Source organism: uncultured Clostridium sp. (assembly GCF_900547735.1).
GTDB lineage: Bacteria > Bacillota > Clostridia > Lachnospirales > Lachnospiraceae > Otoolea.
The window spans coordinates 1-19,583 of record NZ_URHZ01000026.1; the positions used below are offsets into that span (position 1 = coordinate 1).

18 protein-coding genes are annotated in these 19,583 nt (G+C 47.8%); 5 read left to right on the forward strand and 13 right to left on the reverse strand.

Annotation, left to right across the window (positions count from 1 at the left end; all coding sequences use genetic code 11):
- Positions 1 to 132 precede the first annotated feature (132 nt).
- From QZT18_RS10155 to QZT18_RS10180, 6 genes are all read right to left on the reverse strand, one after another.
- Complete coding sequence (locus QZT18_RS10155) at positions 133 to 954, reverse strand: formate/nitrite transporter family protein (protein WP_294147381.1); 822 nt, start codon at positions 952 to 954, stop codon at positions 133 to 135.
- Positions 955 to 1,136: 182 nt separating this feature from the next.
- The gene (locus tag QZT18_RS10160; protein WP_294147384.1) at positions 1,137 to 2,804 is read right to left on the reverse strand and encodes a formate--tetrahydrofolate ligase; all 1,668 of its coding nucleotides are present in this window, start codon (positions 2,802 to 2,804) and stop codon (positions 1,137 to 1,139) included.
- A gap of 59 nt (positions 2,805 to 2,863) precedes the next feature.
- Positions 2,864 to 3,505: a cyclodeaminase/cyclohydrolase family protein gene (locus tag QZT18_RS10165; protein WP_294147386.1), complete on the reverse strand. Its 642-nt coding sequence runs from the start codon at positions 3,503 to 3,505 to the stop codon at positions 2,864 to 2,866.
- 110 nt (positions 3,506 to 3,615) lie between these two features.
- Entirely contained in the window at positions 3,616 to 4,542 is a 927-nt protein-coding gene (gene ftcD, locus QZT18_RS10170) for a glutamate formimidoyltransferase (protein WP_125143780.1), read from the reverse strand.
- Positions 4,543 to 4,719: 177 nt separating this feature from the next.
- Positions 4,720 to 5,337, reverse strand: coding sequence for a HutD family protein (locus tag QZT18_RS10175; protein WP_294147388.1), 618 nt, complete (start codon positions 5,335 to 5,337; stop codon positions 4,720 to 4,722).
- A gap of 31 nt (positions 5,338 to 5,368) precedes the next feature.
- Positions 5,369 to 6,316 (reverse strand): agmatinase, encoded by a 948-nt coding sequence (locus QZT18_RS10180; protein WP_294147390.1) that lies wholly within the window; start codon positions 6,314 to 6,316, stop codon positions 5,369 to 5,371.
- Positions 6,317 to 6,521: 205 nt separating this feature from the next.
- Between QZT18_RS10180 and QZT18_RS10185 the strand changes: the two genes are divergently transcribed.
- Complete coding sequence (locus QZT18_RS10185; RefSeq protein WP_294147392.1) at positions 6,522 to 6,974, forward strand: Lrp/AsnC family transcriptional regulator; 453 nt, start codon at positions 6,522 to 6,524, stop codon at positions 6,972 to 6,974.
- A gap of 216 nt (positions 6,975 to 7,190) precedes the next feature.
- On the opposite strand, the gene QZT18_RS10190 is transcribed toward QZT18_RS10185, so the two are convergent.
- A complete protein-coding gene (locus tag QZT18_RS10190; protein ID WP_294147394.1) occupies positions 7,191 to 8,612 on the reverse strand; it encodes an NlpC/P60 family protein in 1,422 nt (473 codons plus the stop codon).
- 13 nt (positions 8,613 to 8,625) lie between these two features.
- Entirely contained in the window at positions 8,626 to 9,546 is a 921-nt protein-coding gene (trxB, locus tag QZT18_RS10195; RefSeq protein WP_294147396.1) for a thioredoxin-disulfide reductase, read from the reverse strand.
- 502 nt (positions 9,547 to 10,048) lie between these two features.
- Between trxB and QZT18_RS10200 the strand changes: the two genes are divergently transcribed.
- The 4 genes from QZT18_RS10200 (at position 10,049) to QZT18_RS10215 (ending at position 14,638) form a co-directional block, all read left to right on the forward strand.
- Positions 10,049 to 10,780 (forward strand): elongation factor P 5-aminopentanone reductase, encoded by a 732-nt coding sequence (locus tag QZT18_RS10200; RefSeq protein ID WP_294147398.1) that lies wholly within the window; start codon positions 10,049 to 10,051, stop codon positions 10,778 to 10,780.
- A gap of 114 nt (positions 10,781 to 10,894) precedes the next feature.
- Entirely contained in the window at positions 10,895 to 11,812 is a 918-nt protein-coding gene (locus tag QZT18_RS10205) for a LysR family transcriptional regulator (protein WP_294147400.1), read from the forward strand.
- Between the two features lie 244 nt (positions 11,813 to 12,056).
- Positions 12,057 to 13,244 (forward strand): M20 family metallopeptidase, encoded by a 1,188-nt coding sequence (locus QZT18_RS10210; RefSeq protein ID WP_294147402.1) that lies wholly within the window; start codon positions 12,057 to 12,059, stop codon positions 13,242 to 13,244.
- Between the two features lie 17 nt (positions 13,245 to 13,261).
- Positions 13,262 to 14,638 (forward strand): YfcC family protein, encoded by a 1,377-nt coding sequence (locus tag QZT18_RS10215; protein ID WP_294147404.1) that lies wholly within the window; start codon positions 13,262 to 13,264, stop codon positions 14,636 to 14,638.
- 73 nt (positions 14,639 to 14,711) lie between these two features.
- Here QZT18_RS10215 and QZT18_RS10220 read toward each other — a convergent pair whose 3' ends face one another.
- From QZT18_RS10220 to QZT18_RS10240, 5 genes are all read right to left on the reverse strand, one after another.
- A complete protein-coding gene (locus QZT18_RS10220; protein WP_294147408.1) occupies positions 14,712 to 15,764 on the reverse strand; it encodes an electron transfer flavoprotein subunit alpha/FixB family protein in 1,053 nt (350 codons plus the stop codon).
- Positions 15,765 to 15,791: 27 nt separating this feature from the next.
- Positions 15,792 to 16,583 (reverse strand): electron transfer flavoprotein subunit beta/FixA family protein, encoded by a 792-nt coding sequence (locus QZT18_RS10225; RefSeq protein WP_294147410.1) that lies wholly within the window; start codon positions 16,581 to 16,583, stop codon positions 15,792 to 15,794.
- A gap of 70 nt (positions 16,584 to 16,653) precedes the next feature.
- Positions 16,654 to 17,808, reverse strand: a complete 1,155-nt coding sequence (locus QZT18_RS10230) for an acyl-CoA dehydrogenase (protein ID WP_294147412.1) — start codon at positions 17,806 to 17,808, stop codon at positions 16,654 to 16,656.
- 75 nt (positions 17,809 to 17,883) lie between these two features.
- Positions 17,884 to 18,720: a 3-hydroxyacyl-CoA dehydrogenase family protein gene (locus tag QZT18_RS10235; protein WP_294147414.1), complete on the reverse strand. Its 837-nt coding sequence runs from the start codon at positions 18,718 to 18,720 to the stop codon at positions 17,884 to 17,886.
- Between the two features lie 25 nt (positions 18,721 to 18,745).
- Positions 18,746 to 19,522: an enoyl-CoA hydratase-related protein gene (locus QZT18_RS10240; protein WP_294147415.1), complete on the reverse strand. Its 777-nt coding sequence runs from the start codon at positions 19,520 to 19,522 to the stop codon at positions 18,746 to 18,748.
- Positions 19,523 to 19,583: the final 61 nt, after the last annotated feature.

The following is a 19,583-nucleotide window of genomic DNA, read 5'->3' on the forward strand; positions in this document are numbered from 1 at the left end:
GCGTTTCCCGCAGGAACTTTTTCTGCCCGGATTCCCCACCCGCGACAACCTAAATCCCGGGGCTGAAGACTCATAATCCCCCTCTCACCATCCCGCCCCCCGACCGTCCCGGCGGCGTTCTCATTCTTCAACTTATTTTTTCCCATTATAGATATGCCCAAGCCACATCGCCACGCCAACAAATACACCGCCCAGGATATTCCCGATCGTGACCGGGATTAAATTTTTCACAATGAAATTCCCCCAGGTCAGCATGGACAGGTCAAGACCTGCTTCGGCCGCTTTTGCCGCATAGGCCGGCACATGGGATGCAAAAATCCCGGCCGGAATGTAATACATGTTGGCCACCGAGTGCTCAAATCCACAGATAACGAAGGAAGCGATTGGAAGGAAGGTTCCGAAAATTCTTCCGCATACATCCTTGGCCTGAAGGCTGCATAATACGGCAAAGCAGACAAGTACGTTGCAGAAGAAGGCTAAAACGACTGCATTCCCTGTCGGCAGCGAGGCCTTGGTGGCGGCCAGCTTCATCGTAAATACGGCGAGTCCGCCGCCGGAGTAATTCATCTGTCCGAAGTATGCGCAGCCAAATGCTACAATAATGCTTCCGATGAAGTTTCCTATATAAACAAACAGCCAGTTTTTAAGCATCTTGGCCACTGTCGTTTCTTTTGCCAGGACGGAAATGCTGATCAGGCAGTTCCCGGTGAACAGCTCTCCTCCCATTAAAACAACGAGTGACAGTCCGGCCGGAAACAGAAGGCCGCAGATGATACGGGCTGTAGAAACGTCCGTAATTGTGTGGGCTGCCGTATTGGTGACGGCGGCTCCCAAAGCGATAAACATACCTGCCAGTATCCCCAATACCAGCATCTTGAAAATAGATAATTCCGATTTTTTCTTACCGGCGGCTGCAAAATTCATTACAACTTCCGGAGCAGTAAAAAGATTCATAATATTCCTCCCCTGTTCGGCAATAGAAAATCCTTGAACGGCGCATAAATGCCTTCAATTATAAGAAATGACACCGCAGAAAAGAATTTCTGCGGCATCATTCACGTTACACTCTAATCTATACACTGCCTGTATCTGTATTTTTGAATGTTCTTTCAGTTCCTAAAGAACTGATTCGGTTTTTAGAACAGACCGGAAATCTTTCCTGTCTCATCTACATCAATCTTCTCTGCAGCCGGAACTTTTGGAAGACCCGGAAGAGTCATGATGTCGCCTGTGAGGGCTACGATGAATCCGGCGCCTGCGGATACTTTCAGGTTACGTACGGTAATCTTGAATCCACGTGGTGCTCCTGTCAGTTTCTGATCCTCGGAGAAGCTGAACTGTGTCTTAGCCATACAGATTGGCAGGTTGCCGAATCCAAGCTCGGTCAGTTTCTTTGCCTGTTTCTTTGCTGCTGCAACCAGTTCTACGCCGTCGCCTCTGTAGATCTTTGTTACGATTGCATTTAATTTCTCTTCGATGGAGAGGCTCTCATCGTAGCAGAACTCAAAGTTGTTCTCTGTCTCACAGAGACGGATTACTTCTTTAGCCAGCTCCTCGCCGCCTTCGCCGCCCTTTGCCCATACTTCGGAAAGTGCTACGTTAACGCCCAGCTCCTTGCACTTGTCAGCGATAAGCTGTAATTCTGCCTCGGAGTCGAATGGGAAACGGTTGATGGCAACTACACAGGGAAGACCAAATACTTTTGTGATGTTCTCTACGTGCTGTAACAGGTTCGGAAGACCTTTCTCAAGTGCTTCCAGGTTCTCGTTGTTGAGCTCTGTCTTAGCAACTCCTCCGTGATGTTTCAGGGCACGTACGGTAGCTACGACTACAACTGCGGATGGTCTGAGACCAGCCTTACGGCACTTGATATCAAGGAATTTCTCTGCACCGAGGTCAGCGCCGAAGCCTCCCTCTGTTACCGTGTAATCGCCAAGCTTTAATGCCATCTTTGTAGCGATAACGGAGTTACAGCCATGAGCGATGTTAGCGAATGGTCCGCCGTGGATAAAGGCAGGTGTATGCTCCAGAGTCTGAACCAGGTTTGGTTTCAGGGCATCTTTTAACAGGGCTGCTGCAGCGCCTGCTGCCTTTAAGTCTCCTGCAGTTACAGGCTCATCCTCGTATGTATAAGCAATGATCATCTTTGCAAGACGCTCTTTTAAGTCTGTAATGTCGTTTGCAAGGCAGAGAACTGCCATGATCTCACTTGCTACGGTAATCTCATATCCGTCTTCACGTGTGAAACCGTCTACTTTTCTTCCAAGTCCGTCAACGATGTTTCTTAACTGACGGTCGTTCATATCTACAACACGTTTCCATGTGATTCTCTTCGGATCAATGCGAAGTGCGTTGCCCTGGTAGATGTGGTTGTCAAGCATTGCTGCAATCAGGTTGTTCGCTGCGCCGATTGCGTGGAAATCACCTGTGAAGTGCAGGTTGATGTCTTCCATCGGAACGACCTGAGCGTATCCGCCGCCTGCTGCTCCGCCCTTAACGCCGAATACCGGTCCCAGGGACGGCTCACGCAGAGCTACGGTTACGTTCTTGCCAAGTCTCTTTAAGCCGTCTGCAAGACCTACGGTTGTTGTTGTCTTTCCTTCACCGGCCGGTGTTGGTGTGATAGCGGTAACGAGAATCAGTTTTCCGTCTTCTTTGTCTGTTTCTTTTAACAGGTTGTAGTCAACTTTTGCTTTGTAGTTGCCGTACTGCTCTAAGTACTTCTCATCAACGCCTGCTGCTTTGGCGATCTCACGGATGTTTAACGGTGTTGACTCCTGTGCGATTTCGATATCTGTTTTCATGATATGTTCCCCTCCATCGATTTTATTTTTTATGTTTTGATTAATAAAGTTCAATATAATTATTTATATAACTGATCGGAAAGTTCAGATGCTTTTAAAATCTTCTGCTCGTAAGCGATTGCCTGCTCTTCAAGGCTCTTTACCTTTGCAGCCAGTTCAGCTACGAATGCTTCATCTTTAATGGAACCCAGGTTAATCTTAACATTGAATAATGCTCCGATTACGGCTGTACGTGCCATCATCGCTGCTACAAGGCCATCTGTTACCGCATTAGTATTTCCTCTGCTTACTACTGCCTCAGCGATTGGGAAAATCTTGTATGCAGTCTCTCCTACGGAAAGCGGAACCTGTGCTGCAGCCTTTAAGCCGTTCTGCATAGCTTCTCTTCTTGCTGCCTTTTCTTCGTCTGTGTCCTTAGGCATTCCGATAGCGTCCATGTAAAGGTTGAAAGATGTGCTGTCTTTCTGGATATCTTCTACCAGCTCTTTTCTGATAGCGGCTCCGGCTGCTGCCAGTTCCTTCATCTCGCCTTCTACTTCTGCATATTTTGCTTTGCCTACCGTCAGATTTGCAACCATCTCTGCAAGTGCTGCTGCAAGTGCTCCTGCAAGTGCGGATACGCTGCCGCCGCCTGGCGCCGGTGCGTCAGATGCTGTTACGTCTACAAAACCCTCAACTGTTAAATCTTTTAAATCTCCCATTGTGGTATATCTCCTCGCATTTATTCATACTTTCGTTGTACCGCCCCGGCTCAGAGCAGGGGCGGCGTCACTACAAAATCGTTCTTATCAGGCTGCGTCCCGGATTCGGATTATTCCTCTTCCAGTAAACGGTTCTCCATAACCTGTTTGTCGGCATCGAATGTCATCGGGCCGAAGCTTGCAAGCTGTAAGTAGTACTCAGCACAGTCAATCAGAGCCTGCATTGGTACAAGACCTACTAATTCGCTCTCTAATACGGAAACGCCGTAGCGTTTTGCTTCCATCTTGATTGCTTCGAATGCACGGTAAACGGATGTCTTTGTGTAATCTGTCAGGTTCATGGAAACCTGTGCAAGGTTTCTGTCATCCAGCATGATACCGATAGCTTTTACATAACGGTAGCCGCCGCCGATGTGACGGATTCTCTTTGCGATCTGGTTTGCAATCTCAAGGTTTGGTGTGTCAAGGTTTACGTTAAATGCTACGAGCGGCATTCTTGCGCCAACTGCTGTAACACCTGCTGTAGGATGGATTGTTTCCGGTCCGAAGTCCGGTGCCCACAGTTCTTTGTCTTTCATCTTCTCAGCCATTCCCTCGAACTGTCCCTTACGAATCTTTGCAAGGTTCACTCTGTGAGGAGCTGAAGCGGAATCTTCATATAAGAAACACGGAATACCATATTTCTCAGCAACTGTCTTAGCTACTTCTTTTGCTACTGCATCTGCTTCTTCTACGGTTGTGTTACGGCAAGGAATGAATGGAACTACGTCAACTGCGCCCATTCTAGGATGCTGTCCTTCGTGTTTGGTCATATCAATTAACTCAACTGCTTTTCCAAAGGAAGCAACTACGGCGTCACGCAGTTCATCCGGCTCACCGATAACAGTTACAACACATCTGTTGTGGTTCGGGTCTGTCTGGTAATCTAAGAGCTTAACTCCTTTTTTACCTCTGAAGCAGTCAACGATCTGCTCCACCTTCTGCAGGTCACGGCCCTCGCTGTAGTTCGGTACGCATTCAATCAGTTTGTTTCCCATGATAATGATCCTCCTCTGTTTTAATAGTGATAAATAATAGTGATAGTGATATATATAATGGTGATATATATTATAGTGAATCGTAACTATTCAGTGCCTTCTGAACAGTTACAGTGAATCTATTATAGCTTATTCTGTGTCTTTCAGGATAAGCCCGTGATAATCTTAACTCTTTTCTTACTGGAAGTGGACTGCCGCCACAACAGCCGCTACGGCCGTCTTTGCGGAACATGACCAGCTGGCTCCGCCGAAGCTTCCGGTCAGTTTCATCGTATCTCCGGTTTCCAGAAGGTACTCTCTTTCGTTCTCCAGTGTAATGGCAAGTGTTCCTTTATAGCAGTAAACCATAACTGCTTCGTACTCCGGCATCTCGAAGGTAAGGATACTGCGCAGGTCGCAGCCTTCTTCTTCTTCCATGCGCAGCGGAACCACATGTCCGGCGCACTGGCCTTTCCGTAACATCAGGTTAAAATCAATTACTTTGCCTTTGCTTACGGTCTCATCTTTACCGTCAAAGACATGAGGTGTAAATTCCGGCAGGTCAATCCAGTTGTCGTTGTTATGTGAAAGACTGATGTCACCCTTCAGTGTCATAATAATGCGGTCATAATCGGGAAGGCATGTGAAATCACTCTCTTCCAGTTCCACAGTAGCCGAACTCAGCCTCCACATGAAATCTCTGTCTGCGTAAACGCTGCCTTCCGGTGCAATGGAAAGTTCGGTTGTCATTCCGCCGCTCCACTCCGTCGTCTTATAATCTTCTTTGTGTAACAATTCCGCCTGGTATTCTGCCATAGCCTTACCCCTCTCTCTTAACCTCTCCTGTTTAACCCTTGTCTGTTTGTTTTTGTTCCTCTATCTTGGCGAACACATGCATCATCATCAATGACGCGAGCCGCAATGTAATTCCCGACGGGTCAAACATCGGATCCACCTCCACGAGGTCGGCTGCCACGATTTTTCCCATCTTTGCGATACCGTCTATGATGTCGCATTCCTGGTTATAAAAAAGTCCTCCGGGCAGCGGTGATGCAACTCCCGGTGCGATGGACATATCAAATCCATCAATATCTATTGTAAGAAAGTAATTCTTTGCTTTTGGAATCTTTGCCAGAACGCCTTCTACGCCAATCTCTTCGGCCTCGCGTGCCGAGATGAGAACACTGCCGTATTTCCTGGCATCGTCAAAATCCGTTTTCCTGCTGCTTCCCATACCCCTTAAGCCAATCTGTGCCATCGGTCCGATATGGTCCATCTCCGACATACGCCTCATCGGGCTTCCGTTGCCGGTTTTCAAAGGTCCGACATGGTCGGTCCAGTCGAGGTGAGCGTCAAACTGTATTACGCACACTTCCTCACCCAGCTCCTCAAGTGCTTTTCCCACCGGAATGGAGATAGAGTGGTCGCCTCCCATAATAACGGGAACGGCTCCTTTTCTGATAATCTTCTTTACACTTTCCGTTACATTGGCGAAGGTGTAATTAAAATCGCTATGTAGTACATCGACGTCCCCACAGTCTACAATCTTTAAAGGCGCTGCAAGTCTCTGCTTATCGCTCTCAAAGTCATAGTAACCCGTCTTCCCGCGGCCATACTGGGTGGATGCTTCCCTGATTCTTCTCGGGGCCAGCCTCGCGCCGCTCATAAAACCTACCGCAAAGTCAACAGGTACCCCCAATACTGCTATATCCGCATCAAGTTCATCAAGGTCGGTACAAATCGGATATTTGCCAAAAGAACAGATACCCGTAATAGGTAAATTCAACGGCTCCATGAGACATCTCTCCTCTTTTAATATTGTACGATAATTTTAACAATATTACACCGTTGTGTAAATATCTTTCCGTTTGCAAAACTATTCATTCTCTAAAATTCTTATTTCAATTTTGCCCAACCGCTTTACAGAAAGTCTTTACTTACCAATTTTTATCATGTATAATGAGACTTTAGGGGAACTATTTACAGAAAGGGGAAGAGGCATGGATAATACAGATATCAAGATCATTAATATTCTCCAGGATAACTGCAAAACTTCAACCCGTGAAATCGGACAGATGGTAGGACTGACCGCTCCGGCTGTAGCCGAAAGAATAAACCGCTTAAAAGATGCAGGGGTTATTGAAGGATTTCACGCGCAGATTAATGAGACGCTTTTGGGGAGCAACATATCGGCGTACGCGCTTGTGAACGTCCCTCCGAAGGAATACGAACCATTCTGCAGATTCTGCGAAAATGATCCTTCTATCGTTGAACATCATCATATAGTCGGCTTAAATAATGTATTGATTAAAATGCGCGTAGGCAATGCGCAGGAACTGGAGGTGCTCCTTGAGCAGATCCGCAAGTACGGTCTCTCCAACACCTCAATTTTACTTTCCACCTATTTCAGGCAGAAAGAATTTTCTCCATTAAGCGGAATCAGGCTGGACTGATTTCACCGGATACAATCAGATAACAGAAATTAAAACTTCAGGCCATGCGGGACAGTATCAACTGTTTTGCGTGGCTTTTTTATATCGCCCCGCCGCAGGCGGAAACTGCGGCACAGACACATTTTTTATAAAAAAAGCGGCGGAAAGCCTGATAAGCTTTCCGCCTGATAATTAATATGTCTGTGTATATCTTCTCTTCTATATCTTATTCCTTTATTAATCCAGGAACGATACCGCTTTACACGGCGTACGGTAATTGGACGATGTAATCGTGATACCGGTCGCAGGAGTGCTGGAATGAATTACCTGGCCTCCGCCTATGTACATGGCAACGTGGTTAATATAATTGCCGCTGGCATAGAACAGAAGATCTCCCGGCTGTACGCTGCCGACCGAAATCTCACGTCCTTTAGCCGCCTGATCCCTGGAGCTTCTTCCCGTTGTAATTCCAAAATGGGCGTATACTCCCTGTGTAAATCCGGAACAGTCCGCGCCGTTTGTCAGGCTGGTTCCTCCGTAAACGTACGGGTTGCCCAGGAACTGTTTTGCATAAGCCACAACAGCAGACCTTGTCGCGGATGTGACCTCGCTTGAGCCTCCGCCAGGGCCTTTGGCTCCTGAATCCCCGCCTCCGGGACCTTTATTGTTTGCGGCCTTCGTCGTCTCAGGCGCCTTGGTTGGCGCTTTGGTTGTTTCCGGCGCCTTAGTCGGAGCGCTGTCCGGATTGGCCTCTATCGTTCCATTGTAAGATGTCTCAGGCGCTTTCGTTGTCGACGGTGCCTTAGTCGTCTGCTTCGCGGCTTCCGTTGTCTGCTTGGCAGCGTCCTTCTTGGCATCCTCCATTTTCTTTATCGCGTCCTCCGCATCTTTCTTAAGCTTTGCGGCCTCGGCTGCCTTCTGCTGTTCTTCCTGGGTGGAGACTGCCTGGTTAAATTCTACCTTCACATCGATATAATCTTTAAACACATAGCCAACCAGGTCGTTATCAACGGATATCTTATAAAAATCTCCCTCTTCCCCGATTACTACGTATTCCGCATCCGGTGAAAGCAGATCAAGCGTCCTGCTGTCCAGGCCGGGCTTCTCGCGCAGCCTCAGAGTACCGGTGCTGGCAACGCGGGCCTTCTGCGTTCCCACCTGCCTGGCAATCGACTCCGCCTCCGAACCCGTTATAAAATACTGTGACTTAATATATCCTTTTACGCTGCCCGACTGGATCTGATACCACTTTCCGCCTTCTCCATCTACTGTGGAAAGAATCGTGGCGGCACAGTTATTGTAGATTTTTCCCACCACAGCGCTTGTCGTGTTGGCCTCCGCCCTCACATTGACATAATTGCTGACGCGGGAAATAGCCACATTATCATATGCTGATTTTGATGTGGCTTTTACGACCGGTACCTCTCCGTCACGGGACGATGTGGCTGCCTGGGCCAGTTTCTCATCCGAAGAGAAGGCCTGAGCCAGCTCCTCCTCCGGGTTCAGGCTTCCGGCATAGTAATTATTAATCGCTACCGACGCGCCCGCCACCGGGGAATCCGTCTCAAGATTCATTGCAGCTTCCGATGAAAACGCCATCCCGCTTGCAAAAAGCAGGCAGGCGGACGACATCATCAGTATCTTCAAACCCTTTTTCATGTGAAACTTCCCCCTAAATCATGGTAAGATAACTCTGGGCGCTGGTAATGCAGTTCGCTCCGTCAGCAGCTGCCGTTATAACCTGTCTGAGTGCTTTCGTCCTCACATCCCCGGCGGCATATACGCCGTCCACCGATGTCTTTCCGTCCTCACCGGCTACAATATATCCGTGCTGGTCCATCTCTATCTGACCGGAATACTGCCCGCTGTCAGGCTCAATCCCCACGGCTATAAACACGCCGTCCACCTTCAGTCCGCTCTTCTCTCCGGTCTTTTTATTCCTAAGCATTAATGACTCTACTTTGTCTTCTCCTTCTATCTCATCCACTACCGTATCCCAGATAACTTCCACATTATCTAAGGACAGCAGGCGGTTCTGCAGGCTCTTGGCGCCTCTCAGCTCGTCCCTTCTGTGGATCAGGTATACCTTGCTGCACATCCTGGCAAGGAATATGGCATCCTCTATCGCCACATCGCCTCCGCCGATGACCGCCGTTACTTTATTCTTAAAGAACGCTCCATCACATGTTGCACAGTAGGAAACCCCGGCTCCCGTCAGGATTTCTTCGCCCTTCGCCCCCAGTTTTCTGTGGTGGGCGCCCGTGGCAATGATCACTGTCTTTGCAAGATACGTGTCATTCTCGCAGACAATCTTCTTCACGTCTCCGCCCAGCTCGGCCGCCATAACGGTGTCCTCTTTGAATTCGGCTCCCAGCTTGTCCGCATGTTCCCTCAGCTTCATTCCAAGGTCAAAACCGGAAATTCCCGGAAGTCCGGGATAATTGTCTACTTCGTATGTGTTGAGGATCTGTCCTCCGCTCATCATATTCCTCTCGATCACCACCGTGTCGAGCTCCGCCCTCTGCGCATAAACAGCGGCGCTTAATCCTGCCGGTCCTGAACCGATAATGATCAAATCATGGATTTTATCCATCTGACCGTCCTCCATTCGTCCTGATATTTTAGTCTGATTTACTGTTTTGTTCAATTAAAATATTGAATTTCTGCCGTATATTTTCTGGATTTTATCTGATAGCCAGGTGTATCCGGTCGGTTTACCCTGATTTTTTTACGTATTCCGTGCTGCTCTTATCATCCGTTTTCAGCCATTTTAGGATAAATTAGGATTGGCTTTTAAGGTTACTTTTAAGTATACCACATCTTTCCAGTGCGGAACAGATATTTTATATGGAAACTTCTTACATTTTTGGGTTGCGGCGCGAAACGGTGTTTTTGCCTTTTCTGTGCACTGCGCAGCGTGTTACCGGGCACGGAGAGAACAGTAACGGGACGTTTTCATTCCTCAGCTCCCCTTCTGTTTTTATCATGACTTTTTCCCCAATCCGTGATAAAATAACCTTATCCCCAATGAGGAACTTACTGATACGATTCACAGTGAATATCCCACAGGGTATTCTGTCAAAGGAGTTGATTTTATGCCAAGAAAAACTGTACTTGTCACTGGCGCTTCCCGCGGAATCGGAAAGGCCATAGCGATAAAATATGCCAAAAAGGGCTACAATGTGGTCATCACCTGCGTTCACCGGCGTGAACAGCTTCTGCAGACCGAGATGGAGATTGAGGATTATAATGTGGAATGCCTGACCTGGGTAGGGGATGCCGGGGACTACGGCTCCTGCGAAGAGCTGTTCCAGAAAATCAAAAAGCAGTTCGGGACCCTGGACGTCCTTGTCAATAACGCCGGCGTCTCCTATATCGGTCTGCTTCAGGACATGAAGCCGGAGGACTGGGACCTCATCGTCCGCACCAACCTGACCTCGGTATTTAACTGCTGCCGTCTGGCCGTACCCATGATGATTCAGAAACAGCAGGGCAAGATCGTCAACATCTCTTCCGTCTGGGGCGTCAGCGGCGCTTCCTGTGAAGTTGCCTATTCCGCCACCAAGGGCGGAGTCAACGCGTTTACAAAAGCGCTGGCCAAAGAACTGGCTCCCAGCAACATTCAGGTTAATGCCATCGCCTGCGGCGCCATCGACACGGAGATGAACCATTTCCTGCACAGGGAAGACCTGCTGAACCTGATCGATGAGATACCGGCCGGACGCCTCGGCAAAGCGGAGGAGGTAGCGGATCTGGCTTACCATCTTGGGTATAAGGAGTCTTATTTAACCGGACAGATTATCGGGCTGGACGGCGGATGGATTTAATCTTCGGAGGTTATTATTTGCGGCGCCATTCTCCCGAACGTTAAACCAACTATATCAATCATTTATAATTCTATTTTATTTTGTTTAATTTTTCATGCCGGGAGGGTAGTCCGTATGGATTTGAAAGAACAAAAGTATGTATGTACGCTGGCCGAATGTCAAAATCTGACCAGGGCCGCCGAACGTCTCTATATTTCCCAGCCTGCCCTCAGCATATTTATCAGCAAACTGGAGAACAGTATGGGCATCCCGTTATTTACCAGGAAAAACGGGAAATTCATCCTTACCTATGCAGGGGAATGCTATGTGGAAGAAGCCCGCAAAATGCTGGAACTCGAGCGTTCCCTCAGGAAGAAGCTGGATAAGATAACGAGTGAACAGTCCGGCCGTATCCGCATCGGTTCGTCCGTGCGCAGAAGTCCATGGCTGCTTCCTCCGGTAATTGCAAAGTTTGAAAAGGAATGGCCCGACGTTGAAGTAATTCTGAAGGAAGGCACCATATCAGATTTAAACGAACTGCTCGATAATTTTGAGCTGGATTTGGTAGTCCTTAATCTGCCGGACTTAAAAGATGATATGGATTACCAGGTGCTGTTTCGCGATGAGTTTCTGCTGGCGGTTCCCCAGTTTCACCCAATCAACGAGAAGTCGGAATATGTTCCCGGCTCCGCCTACAGAAAGATTGATCCAAAATACTTAAACGGTGAGTCGCTGTTTTTACATGCCTCATGGTCCAGCAGCCGCCAGATCGAGGACCGTATTCTGGAGAAACATCATGTGAAACCCGGAAGAATCCGTGTCATACGCGGTACGGAAACCTCTTTTCAGATGATAGCGGAAGGCCTTGGAATCGGCTTTATCAGGGAGAGTTACGCCATCAATTTGAAATACAGAAAAACGGTCAATTATTACTGTATTGACTCTGATGACCACCCGATTGATGTTGTGGCCTGTTACCGAAGCGGCGTTCCCCTTCCTGCGTATATGAAGCGGATGCTGGAGCTGCTGGAAGAACACGGGCGGAATATGTAACCCGTTGTAACAGTTCAGACAGCATGAACTGTTACGGCATTCGGCTAATAAAATCGCTGCGCGATGAGCCGAATGCTTGCTGCCACTACCTTTTTGTACGGTCAGCGCAGTAAATGTGCAGACCTATCTGAACTGTTACAACCCGTTACTATTAATGTCATTTATAAAGATAATAAAATATATAAAGTTCACACGTGCCTCCGTTTCAGATATAGTTATCATATCAAAAAACGGAGGTATTTTTATGGATTCCAAAATTCTTTATCAGTACATTGACAGTATTTCTCCCGAACTTCTGGCAATGTCCGATCGCATTTTTGATCATCCGGAAGAGGGGTTAAAAGAGTATTATGCAAAAGAGCAGTTGACAGGCTGGCTTGAAAAAGTGGGATTTACCGTAGAATCCGGCGTTGCCGGCGTAGAAACCGCCTTCCGCGCCGTCTGGGAAAATGGGAAAGGCGGCCCTAACATCGGACTTCTGTGCGAATATGACGCCCTTCCCGGTCTGGGACATGCCTGCGGCCATCATATGCAGGGACCGTGCATCCTCGCAGCCGCCGCGGCTGTCCGGAACGCAGCCGGAAATATGCCGTTCACCCTCACCGTCTACGGCACTCCCGCGGAGGAAAGCGTCAGCGGCAAGATTATGATGATAAAAAACGGCTGCACCTTTGAGGAACTGGATGTGGCTCTTATGATGCATGCCGCCGGCGCTACTCAGGTCGATGTCAAGTCTATGGCCAATACGAAATTCAGCGTCACCTTCCACGGTGTGAGTTCTCATGCAGCCATACGCCCAGAAAAAGGCCGAAGCGCCCTGGACGCTCTTCTCCTGGCTTTCCAGGGTGTAGAATTTCTCCGGGAACATGTTTTAGAAGACACCCGTATTCATTACACCGTAACCGACTGCGGCGGCACGCCTGCCAACGTCGTTCCCGCCCGGGCCACCGGCAGTTTCTATGTGCGTTCCTACAACAGAACGTATCTGGACACTGTAATTGAACGTTTTAAAAAGGTCATCGCCGGAGCGGCAATGATGACGGAAACAGAAGTTGACATAAAAGAAGAAAAGAGTGTGGATAATAAGATACCGGTACTCTCCCTTAACAAGCTTGTAATCGATAATGCGGTAAAGTCGGGCGCTCCAAACATAGGCCCCTCCCGCGAAAAGACCGGCTCAACCGATTTCGGCAATGTCATGCACCGGGTTCCCGGGACCTGTATCCGCGTCGCATTTGTAGACAGCAGCGCTGCGGCCCACTCCACCGAATATCTGGAAGCAGGGAAAACCAAAGAAGCACACGACGCCGTCATTTACGGCGCCCGGATCCTTGCCATGACGGCCATGGACTTAATAGAAAATCCACAGCTTTTGTCTGAAATAAAAGAAGAGTTTACCGTAAACCGCAATAACGAATCCGTTTGTCTGTAAAAGGGAGGTAGGTAGAAATGGAAAAGAAAAAGTTTAAAATGCCCCACTCATATGTCATTATTTTTTTACTGCTGATTGCCGTGTCAATCATGACTTATCTGATACCTGCCAATGAATATGACCGTATCGAAACAGCCTCCGGCAATACAACGGTTGTCGTAGAATCTTATCATGCTGTTGAAGGTTCTCCTGTTCCCATCTGGGAGATTCCCAACTATATCATGAAAGGGCTCAGCAAACAGGCCGATATCATTTTCCCGCTCCTGGTCATTGCCGGCGCTCTGGAGGTCATATTGGCCACCGGAATGTTTCATGCCTATTGCGGTAAAATGGCTATGAAATGCAAGGGAAAGGAGAAAATATTCATTCCTGCCATCCTGCTCATTTTTGCAGTGATCGGCATTACCCAGTCAACCAATAAGTTCATCGGCTTCGCCCCTCTCGGCGTCATGCTGGCTGCGACCCTGGGCTATGACGCCATTGTAGGAGTCGCGATTGTCCTTCTGGGCGTCGGGATCGGATTTTCTACCGGTATTCTTGCACCGACCACCGCTGTTGCCCAGGATATTGCAGAACTTACCGCCTACTCCGGCTTGTGGCTGCGTGTCGTCAGCTTTGTGCTCTTCTATATTGTTACGGCGCTCTATATTATCCGTTACGGTGAAAAATGCAAGAAAGATCCTGCCAAAAGTGTTCTGTACGGAGTAGAAGGGGTTAAAAATTTTGATATTGGCGATTCTCAGACGAAAATTGAAAAACGCCATCCGCTTGTACTTGCCGTATTTCTTGTTTCCTTCGGCGTTTTGATGTACGGCTGCATCAACCGCGGCTGGGGACTGGTGGAAACCGCCGTCTGTCTGTTCTGGATGGCATTTATCGGGGGCCTTGTTTACGGCTATAATCCCAGCACGATTGCAACGCATTTTGTAAAGGGCGCTAAGAATATGACTTCCGCTGCCCTGATCGTAGGTCTGGGGGCCACAGTTGCCATTATACTTTCCTCCGCCAATGTCCTGGATTCCGTTGTACACGGCCTGGCCTCCATGCTGGCCCTGTTCCCCAATTTTCTCAAAGCTCCCGTGATGCTGGTAATGAACGTGATCGTCAACGGCTTCGTCACCTCAGGGACAGGACAGGCTGCCGTTGTTATGCCTGTAATGGTTCCGCTGGCCGACGTTTCCGGAATCACCCGCCAGACGGCGGTCCTTGCCTACAAATTCGGAGACGGCTTCTGTAACTATATCCTGCCCCATGCATCCGCCCTGATGGGATTCCTGGGCGCTACCGGCATCGGGTATGATATCTGGATGAAATTTATGGGTAAACTTTTCGCTCTGTGGATGACCCTTGGGTCTGCAATCCTGATTCTGGCTTATGTAGTACAGTATCAGTAGAATCAATTAAAAAAGTACCGCAAACCCTGTTTTCACAAATGGTCTGCGGTACTTTTTTAATTGAATCTGCTGATTAGTTCTCTTTTGCAGCAGCTTTAGCTTCTTTGATCTTCTCTGTTAAGAAAGGAACAATCTTGTTCAGATCGCCTACTACGCCGTAGTCAGCTACATCGAAGATAGGAGCTGTCTCATCTTTGTTGATGGCAACAATGATGTCGGACTCTTCCATACCTGCAAGATGCTGAATAGCGCCGGAGATACCGATTGCAAAGTAAACGTTAGGACGAACTGTCTTACCTGTCTGGCCTACCTGTAAATCTTTAGGTTTCCAGCCTGCATCTACAACTGCACGGGAGCAGCTTACTGTTCCGCCGATTGCTTCAGCAAGTTCTTCAAGGATCTTGAAGTTTTCCGGGCTGCCCATTCCACGTCCGCCGGATACGAGGATCTTAGCGTCCATGATATCTACAGTATCGGATACAGCCTTAACGATGTCAAGGATTTCTACGTACTGGTTGTTTGGTGTAAATCCTGGGTTGAACTCTTCAACTACAGCTTTAGCGCCTTTTACCTTCGGAGCTTTCTTCATAACGCCTGGACGTACGGTTGCCATCTGAGGACGGAATTCCGGGCAGGCGATAGTAGCGATTGTGTTACCGCCGAATGCAGGACGTGTCATCAGTAACTGATTATGTTTTGTCTCTCTTCCAGGAATCGGGTTCATTGGGAAGTCACCGATATCAAGCTGTGTACAGTCAGCAGTTAAACCTGTATGGATTCTTGCGCAAACACGAGGACCAAGGTCACGGCCGATTGCTGTAGCACCAATTAAGAAGATTTCCGGTTTATATTTCTCGATTACAGATGCAAGAGCGTGTGTGTATGGCTCAGTTCTGTACTCTTTTAACTCAGGATCGTCAACAACGATTACTTTGTCGGCGCCGTATTCAGCCAGCTGGTCTGCAAGGCCTTTTACATCGGAACCAACTAAAACAGCCGTTACTTCTGTGTTTAAGTCTTTTGCTAATTCTTTTCCTTTGCCAATCAGCTCGAATGCGATACCGCCGATTACGTTATCAACCTGCTGTGCAAAGACAAATACTCCCTTATATGCTTCTAAGTTCATCTTATTCACCACTCTTTTCTTTGATTTTTAAATAACGTGTTTTTCTGCCAGTTTGCCTACGATGTAATCTGCGGAAGCTGCCGGGTCTAAAGTTACATGCTCGCCGGCGCCCTTTCTGACTTTATCGGAAGCCTTAGCGATCTGAGTTGGAGAACCTTTTAAACCTAAGTTGGAATCTTCTACGTCTTTCAGGTCATTTCTTCCCCAAACAGTGATTTCTTTGCTGTAAGCATCGAAAATTCCGCCTGGAGTCATGTAACGCGGCTCATTTAATTCTGCAAGAGCTGTGAGTAAGCATGGTAACTGAGCTTTAACAACATGATATCTGTCGTCATACTGACGCTCAACAACGATATATTTGCCTTCGAGATTGATCTCTTTAATTTCCTGAGCATAGCTGATTACCGGGATTCCAAGATGCTCGGAGATCTGCGGTCCAACCTGTGCCGTATCACCATCGATAGCCTGACGGCCTGTGATGATTAAGTCATATTCCATATTGCGGATAGCGCCTGCAATTGTCTGGGATGTTGCCCATGTATCTGCGCCGCCTAATACTCTGTCTGTTACTAAAACGCCATTGTCTGCGCCCATAGCCATAGCCTCACGAAGAACTTCTTCAGCCTTTGGAAGACCCATTGTAACTACGGTAACTTCTGCGCCATACTGATCTTTTAAACGGAGGGCTGCTTCCAGACCAGCTTTGTCGTCTGGGTTCATGATTGTAAGCATTGCGCCTCTGTCAAGAGTACCATCAGGATTAAATTTAACTCCGCCTTTGGTATCCGGAACCTGTTTAATACAAACTACTATTTTCACGGTATGTTCACTCCTTATTCTTGTTTTTTTCTCATAATTGAGATACGTTAAAATCTATTGCCTGGAAATCTTATTTTAACAGGGAAGCAGAAATTACCATTCTCTGAACTTCAGATGTTCCTTCGTAGATCTCTGTAATCTTAGCATCACGCATCATACGCTCTACATCATATTCTCTTGTGTAGCCGTAACCGCCGTGAAGCTGAACAGCCTTGGTTGTAACTTCCATAGCAACCTCTGCTGCGTATAATTTAGCCATAGCTGCTTCTACAGAATAATTTTTCTGTGTCTTCTTAGCCATAGCTGCTCTGTAAACAAGGAGCTGAGCCGCTTTAACTTTTGTAGCCATATCAGCTAACTGGAACTGTGTATTCTGGAACTGTCCGATGGAACGGCCGAACTGCTTTCTTTCCTGAACATATTCAACTGTTCTGTCGAGAGCGCCCTCTGCAAGGCCGAGTGCCTGAGCAGCAATACCGATACGTCCGCCATCCAGAGTATGCATAGCGATACCAAAGCCTTTACCCTGCTGTCCTAAGATGTTCTCCTTCGGGATTCTGCAGTCTGTAAAGATCAGCTCATATGTTGCTGAACCACGGATACCCATCTTCTTCTCTTTCGTTCCGAAGGTGAATCCTGGAGTTCCTTTTTCTACGATAAATGCAGAGATTTCTTTTTTCTTTCTTCCTCTTGCATCTTCTTTAATGCCTGTTACAGCGATGATTACATAGACATCAGCTTCCTTACCGTTTGTGATGAAGATTTTGGAACCGTTAAGTACCCACTCGTCACCATCTAAAACAGCTTTTGTCTGCTGTCCCTGTGCATCTGTACCAGCGCCTGGCTCTGTTAAACCGAAAGCACCTAATTTCTCACCTTTTGCAAGGGGAACCAGGAATTTCTGTTTCTGCTCTTCAGTACCGTAGGTCTGGATTGGATCACAGCAAAGAGAGGTATGTGCAGATACGATAACGCCTGTAGTACCGCAAACCTTTGAAAGCTCCTCAACACACATAGCGTATGTTAACGGATCGCAGCCCTGTCCGCCGTACTCCTTCGGAACCGGAATTCCCATGAAGCCCAGTTTCTGCATTTTCTCAACGGTACCTGTCGGGAAATGTTCTGTCTCGTCAACTTCCTGTGCTAAAGGTTTTACTTCTTTTTCGGCGAAGTCATGGAATAACTTCCTCGCCATTTCATGCTCTTTACTTAATGTAAAATCCATGTCTATTCCTCCATCATTTTCTTATATAGCGCTTAAAGGCGGCTTAGGCACGCCTGATGCGGTTCAAATAATTAATTAATTGTACTTATAGAAGCCTTCGCCGGATTTCTGTCCTAACTTTCCGCCGCGGACCATCTTACGAAGGAGCTGGTGCGGACGATACTTCGGATCTCCGGATTCAGCCTGTAATACTTCCATGATGGCAAGTACTACGTCAAGACCAATCAGATCTCCAAGAGCCAGCGGTCCCATCGGATGACTTGCGCCCAGCTTCATAGCTGTGTCGATGCCTTCTACAGTTGCTTCGCCCTCGGCATAAATGCCGATAGCTTCATTTATCATCGGAATCAGGATTCTGTTTACTACGAAACCTGCGGCTTCCTCTACCTGAACCGGGATCTTTCCGATTTCTTCTGAGATTGCTTTTACTTTGTCGACAGTCACTTCTGGTGTGTTCAGTCCGGCGATTACCTCTACCAGCTTCATAACAGGAGCCGGGTTAAAGAAGTGCATACCTACTACCGGTCTGTCAAGTCCTGCACCGATTGCCGTGATGGACAGAGAAGATGTGTTTGTTGCGAAGATACACTCCGGTTTGCAGATTGCAGCCAGTTCTCTGAAGGTCTGTTTTTTGATTTCCATATCCTCGATTGCTGCTTCAACTACCAGATCGCAGTCAGCGCAGATTGTCTTCACACCTGGGTGGATTTTGGCAAGGACTCTGTCGGCAGTTTCCTTGTCCATCTTGCCTCTTGCAACACGTTTCTCAAATCCTTTTGCAATTCTCATTTTGCCGTTTGCGGCGAATTCTTCATTAATATCACATAAACATACTTCGTAACCATCTACCTGGGCAAAAGCCTGAGCAATACCGGAACCCATTGTTCCTGCACCAATAATACCAACTTTCATGACAAATCCTCCTGATTTTACACTGTTATTTGTTATTGAAATTTTCTACTTTTCGTTTCTCGAGAAACGCGGTCATGCCTTCTTTCTGATCCTCTGTCTCAAAGCAGTCGCCAAATGCTTTTTCCTCAATGACGATAGCCTGATCCATATCAACCTGAAGTCCTTCGTTCATCGCCTTCTTAGAATTTCTCACTGCAATAGGAGCATTCTTCGCGATGCCTGCCGCCAGCTTCTTTGCCGCCGGCATCAGTTCTTCCTGTGTATAAACCGCATTGACAAGTCCCAGTCTGTACGCCTCATCCGCCTTGATGTTTCGGGCGCCGTAAACCATCTCTTTCGCTTTTCCTACACCAATCAGACGGGCCAGTCTCTGAGTGCCGCCGAATCCCGGTGTGATTCCAAGGCCAACTTCCGGCTGGCCGAACATCGCATTATCGGAACAGATGCGGATGTCACAGCTCATGGCAAGCTCATTGCCGCCGCCAAGCGCGAATCCGTTTACTGCCGCAATTACCGGAATCGGGAATGTCTCGATCTTACGGAAAATATCATTGCCGAATTTGCCAAATGCTTCACCCTCAGCCTTTGTCATCGTGCTCATGGCAGCGATGTCGGCTCCGGCCACAAAGGATTTCTCCCCTGCGCCTGTCAGGATAATGGTTCTGATTCTGGAAAGATCCACTGCATCAAAAGCAGCTTCGATATCCTTTAACACATCTTCATTTAACGCATTGAGTGCTGCCGGACGGTTGATGGTCATAATGCCAACGTATCCATCCTCTTCGTAATCAACAAACCCCATTGCCATCATCTCCTTACATAATTATGTAGTTAAACCAGAAACAGCCGGAGCGTGGAGGGGT

What these genes read in the sequence shown, in the direction of transcription:
- QZT18_RS10155 (WP_294147381.1), bottom strand. Translation starts at nt 954, where the DNA reads ATGAATCTTTTTACTGCTCCGGAAGTTGTAATGAATTTTGCAGCCGCC.
- QZT18_RS10160 (WP_294147384.1), bottom strand. Translation starts at nt 2,804, where the DNA reads ATGAAAACAGATATCGAAATCGCACAGGAGTCAACACCGTTAAACATC.
- QZT18_RS10165 (WP_294147386.1), bottom strand. Translation starts at nt 3,505, where the DNA reads ATGGGAGATTTAAAAGATTTAACAGTTGAGGGTTTTGTAGACGTAACA.
- ftcD (WP_125143780.1), bottom strand. Translation starts at nt 4,542, where the DNA reads ATGGGAAACAAACTGATTGAATGCGTACCGAACTACAGCGAGGGCCGT.
- QZT18_RS10175 (WP_294147388.1), bottom strand. Translation starts at nt 5,337, where the DNA reads ATGGCAGAATACCAGGCGGAATTGTTACACAAAGAAGATTATAAGACG.
- QZT18_RS10180 (WP_294147390.1), bottom strand. Translation starts at nt 6,316, where the DNA reads ATGGAGCCGTTGAATTTACCTATTACGGGTATCTGTTCTTTTGGCAAA.
- QZT18_RS10185 (WP_294147392.1), top strand. Translation starts at nt 6,522, where the DNA reads ATGGATAATACAGATATCAAGATCATTAATATTCTCCAGGATAACTGC.
- QZT18_RS10190 (WP_294147394.1), bottom strand. Translation starts at nt 8,612, where the DNA reads ATGAAAAAGGGTTTGAAGATACTGATGATGTCGTCCGCCTGCCTGCTT.
- trxB (WP_294147396.1), bottom strand. Translation starts at nt 9,546, where the DNA reads ATGGATAAAATCCATGATTTGATCATTATCGGTTCAGGACCGGCAGGA.
- QZT18_RS10200 (WP_294147398.1), top strand. Translation starts at nt 10,049, where the DNA reads ATGCCAAGAAAAACTGTACTTGTCACTGGCGCTTCCCGCGGAATCGGA.
- QZT18_RS10205 (WP_294147400.1), top strand. Translation starts at nt 10,895, where the DNA reads ATGGATTTGAAAGAACAAAAGTATGTATGTACGCTGGCCGAATGTCAA.
- QZT18_RS10210 (WP_294147402.1), top strand. Translation starts at nt 12,057, where the DNA reads ATGGATTCCAAAATTCTTTATCAGTACATTGACAGTATTTCTCCCGAA.
- QZT18_RS10215 (WP_294147404.1), top strand. Translation starts at nt 13,262, where the DNA reads ATGGAAAAGAAAAAGTTTAAAATGCCCCACTCATATGTCATTATTTTT.
- QZT18_RS10220 (WP_294147408.1), bottom strand. Translation starts at nt 15,764, where the DNA reads ATGAACTTAGAAGCATATAAGGGAGTATTTGTCTTTGCACAGCAGGTT.
- QZT18_RS10230 (WP_294147412.1), bottom strand. Translation starts at nt 17,808, where the DNA reads ATGGATTTTACATTAAGTAAAGAGCATGAAATGGCGAGGAAGTTATTC.
- QZT18_RS10235 (WP_294147414.1), bottom strand. Translation starts at nt 18,720, where the DNA reads ATGAAAGTTGGTATTATTGGTGCAGGAACAATGGGTTCCGGTATTGCT.
- QZT18_RS10240 (WP_294147415.1), bottom strand. Translation starts at nt 19,522, where the DNA reads ATGGGGTTTGTTGATTACGAAGAGGATGGATACGTTGGCATTATGACC.